This window comes from Desulfobotulus sp., assembly GCF_034006065.1.
GTDB lineage: Bacteria > Desulfobacterota > Desulfobacteria > Desulfobacterales > ASO4-4 > Desulfobotulus.
The window spans coordinates 1-3,134 of record NZ_JAVETM010000109.1 but is presented as its reverse complement, the minus strand read 5'-3'; the positions used below and the strand labels follow the sequence as shown (position 1 = coordinate 3,134).

The following is a 3,134-nucleotide window of genomic DNA, read 5'->3' as shown; positions in this document are numbered from 1 at the left end:
TTTCTGTAAAGACCTTCAGTTGCCTGACTGCTATTTCCATACAGATTTTTCTGGAAATATGTTCTCCATTTTCCCTGGCCTGCTGCAGATGAACATTGGCAAGGGTATAGTGCAGGGTTTGCACAGAACCAGCGTACACCCATACCTGCCCACCGGATCTGCGGCAACACTCAATGGCCTCAAAGGATTTATCAAACCACGGCTTCCGTACAGCACAGACATCCAGTATGATATTTACATCAAGAAGAACATCCATCTACTGATCCTCGCGTATCTGAAAAGCATCCAGAAACTCTTTTTGCTTAAGTGAAAGCTCCGGCAGTGCATTTTCATCCGAACGCAATACGTCTTGTTTGATTTTTTCCATCTTTAATTGCCATTCAATAAAGGAGCCAGCCCTCTTTTCATAGGCATATTCAGGGATTTCTATGCGTACCGTGAACACATCCTGCTTCAGGTGAAGATGGGGTGGCAGTTCAATGCGTCCTTTATTATATATGGCTTCGATCTGCATATGCAGCTCCTCGGTGCAGGTTAAAAGTATATTTTTTACACCCTTTATTACGCTTTCACAATATGCCCTTCCGGTGCAAGGTATTTCCCGCGGCTGTCCACGATCAGGGGCGCATGGGCGCGTATCAGCTCATAGTCAAAACGATCATGATCTGTGGTCAGCACCACACAGTCGCAGGCGGCAAGATTTTCTCTGGTAAGAGGCGTGCTTGAAAGGTCAAAGTGATGCTCCCGCATCTTGGGAAAGACCGGAACATGGGGATCTGTATACGCAATCCGGGCCCCAAGATCCCGGAGCTTTTCCATGATCATCACCGCAGGACTTTCCCGCATATCATCCACATTCTTCTTATATGCAATGCCCAGAATCAGAATATGGCTACCCTTGATGGCTTTTTTTCTGTCATTCAGGGCAAGAAGAATTTTGCTCACCACGTAGTCCGGCATGGAAGAGTTCACTTCTCCTGCAAGTTCTATGAAGCGGGTGTTCAGGCCATACTCACGGGCTTTCCAGGTAAGATAGAAGGGATCAATGGGGATGCAGTGCCCGCCCAGGCCCGGCCCCGGATAATAGGGCACAAAGCCAAAGGGCTTGGTGGCAGCCGCATGGATCACCTCATGGATGTCTATGCCCATTTTATCCGCCACAATTTTCATTTCATTGACCAGGCCGATATTCACCGCTCTGTGGATATTTTCCAGAAGCTTGGTCATTTCCGCAGCCTGGGTGGAGCTCACGGGCACAACCCGATCAATGGCCTTTTCGTACAAGGCAAGGCCCACTTCCAGACAGGCGGGAGTGTGACCACCAATCACCTTGGGAATGGTGCGGGTGATAAAATCCGGGTTCCCAGGATCTTCCCGTTCCGGAGAATAGACAAGGAAAATATCCTGGCCCACCACAAGGCCGCCTTCCTCCAGCCGGGGCAATAACTCTTCTTCTGTGGTGCCGGGGTATGTCGTGCTTTCAAGGGAAATCACCTGCCCTTCACGCAAAAAAGGCTTGATGGCCTCTGTGGTGTTCACCACAAAACTGATATCCGGCTCCCGGTATTTGTTGAGCGGCGTAGGAACACAGAGAATAAGGGCATCACATTCCGAAGCCCGGCTGAAGTCTGTGGTGGCCTCAAAACCGGAATGCCGCGCAGCTTCAATTTTTTCCGCAGGAATATGTTCGATATAGCTCTTACCCTGGTTAAGCTTTTCTACCTTTTCCGGATCAATATCAATGCCCAGAACCGAAAACCCCACTTCATTATAGCGGAGCATCAGGGGCAGCCCCACATACCCAAGCCCCAGGATGCCGATGACAGCACTTTTATCCTGGTATTTCTGAATGGCCTGCATTTTATGGTTATGCATCATCCGGGTTTTCTCCTTATGAAAAATGTAAAAGTCACCCTCACGGATGACTGATATGGGTAAGGGATCAGAATTTCCAAGGGATTTTTTGCTTAAAAAGGGCCTGAAAACCATCCCATGCATGCACCCGCTTCCCGTTCATCCATGGGCAAGCAAAAGATCCACCACCTGCTCTGCACTGTTGCCCGTTCCGTACAGGCCGTTGTCCGACACCTTTTTATCCTTCATCATAATAACAGATTCCAGAATACGGCTTTCCTCAGCGCCCGCCAATCTGTTCACCCCTGCCTGCACCAGCTCCACCCACTCCGTTTCATCCCGCAAGGTGATGCAGGGTTTCCGGAAAAAACAGGCTTCTTTCTGAAGCCCCCCACTATCTGTCATGACCATGGCGCAACGCTCCAGCATCCAGACCATTTCCAGGTAGCCCACGGGCTCTGTGATCAGAAGATTCTCATGGTGGATGTGGTGCCCCTGCGCCATCAGGGTGTTGCGGGTTCTGGGGTGCAACGGAAGCACCACCTTTTTTTCACAAGCCACTTTTCTGAGAGCGGCCAGAATTTCTCCCATACGGTCTTTGTCATCCGTATTCTCCGCCCTGTGCAGGGTACACAGGATAAAGTCCCCCTCCCCAAGCTCCGCAATCTCCGGCCTGCGCGCAAAGGCCCGGTAAAACAGGGCTGCATCATACATCACATCCCCGGTTTTTGCGACATGGCAGGGAAAATACCGGAAGCCCTCTTTTTCCAGGTTAGACACAGCCGCATCCGTGGGACAGCAGAGCAGATCACTGAGCCTGTCTGTGAGAATCCGGTTCTGCTCTTCGGGCATGCGCATATTAAAGCTTCTTAATCCCGCTTCCACATGGGCCACCCTGATGTGCAGCTTTTTGGCTGCCAGGGCCCCGGCCAGGGTGGAATTCGTATCCCCATACACCAGCACCCAATGCGGACGCTCTTGCAAAAGCACCTCTTCTATCTTCTCCAGCATGCGGCCAGTCATGGCCCCATGGCTTCCTCCCCCAACTCCCAGATGATAGGCAGGCCTTGGGATACGCATTTCCTCAAAAAAAACATCGCTCATATTGGCGTCATAATGCTGGCCCGTATGAACGATTTTTTCTTCCATGCTCTGCTGGGGATGCTTCAGATTCTGCGCCGCTATGGCCCGGCTGACGGTTGCTGCTTTCACAAACTGAGGCCTTGCCCCAACGATGGTAACAATCTTCAAGGTCAATTCCCGTAATTAAGAGATGAACA

4 protein-coding genes are annotated in these 3,134 nt (G+C 50.8%); all 4 read right to left on the bottom strand.

Annotated elements, in window-relative coordinates; translation table 11 throughout:
• The coding region (locus RBR60_RS16575) for a hypothetical protein (protein WP_320358869.1) at window positions 1–256 on the bottom strand (256 nt) is incomplete at its 3' end.
• Window positions 257–514 (bottom strand): hypothetical protein, encoded by a 258-nt coding sequence (locus tag RBR60_RS16570; protein WP_320358867.1) that lies wholly within the window; start codon window positions 512–514, stop codon window positions 257–259.
• A 47-nt stretch (window positions 515–561) separates the two neighbouring features.
• Window positions 562–1,860, bottom strand: coding sequence for a nucleotide sugar dehydrogenase (locus RBR60_RS16565; RefSeq protein WP_413815483.1), 1,299 nt, complete (start codon window positions 1,858–1,860; stop codon window positions 562–564).
• Window positions 1,861–2,013: 153 nt separating this feature from the next.
• Window positions 2,014–3,105: a non-hydrolyzing UDP-N-acetylglucosamine 2-epimerase gene (gene wecB / locus RBR60_RS16560; RefSeq protein WP_320358864.1), complete on the bottom strand. Its 1,092-nt coding sequence runs from the start codon at window positions 3,103–3,105 to the stop codon at window positions 2,014–2,016.
• Window positions 3,106–3,134: the final 29 nt, after the last annotated feature.

Coding starts and splice junctions, on each gene's coding strand:
- RBR60_RS16565 (WP_413815483.1), bottom strand. CDS start 1,860: ATGCAGGCCATTCAGAAATACCAGGATAAAAGTGCTGTCATCGGCATC.
- RBR60_RS16570 (WP_320358867.1), bottom strand. CDS start 514: ATGCAGATCGAAGCCATATATAATAAAGGACGCATTGAACTGCCACCC.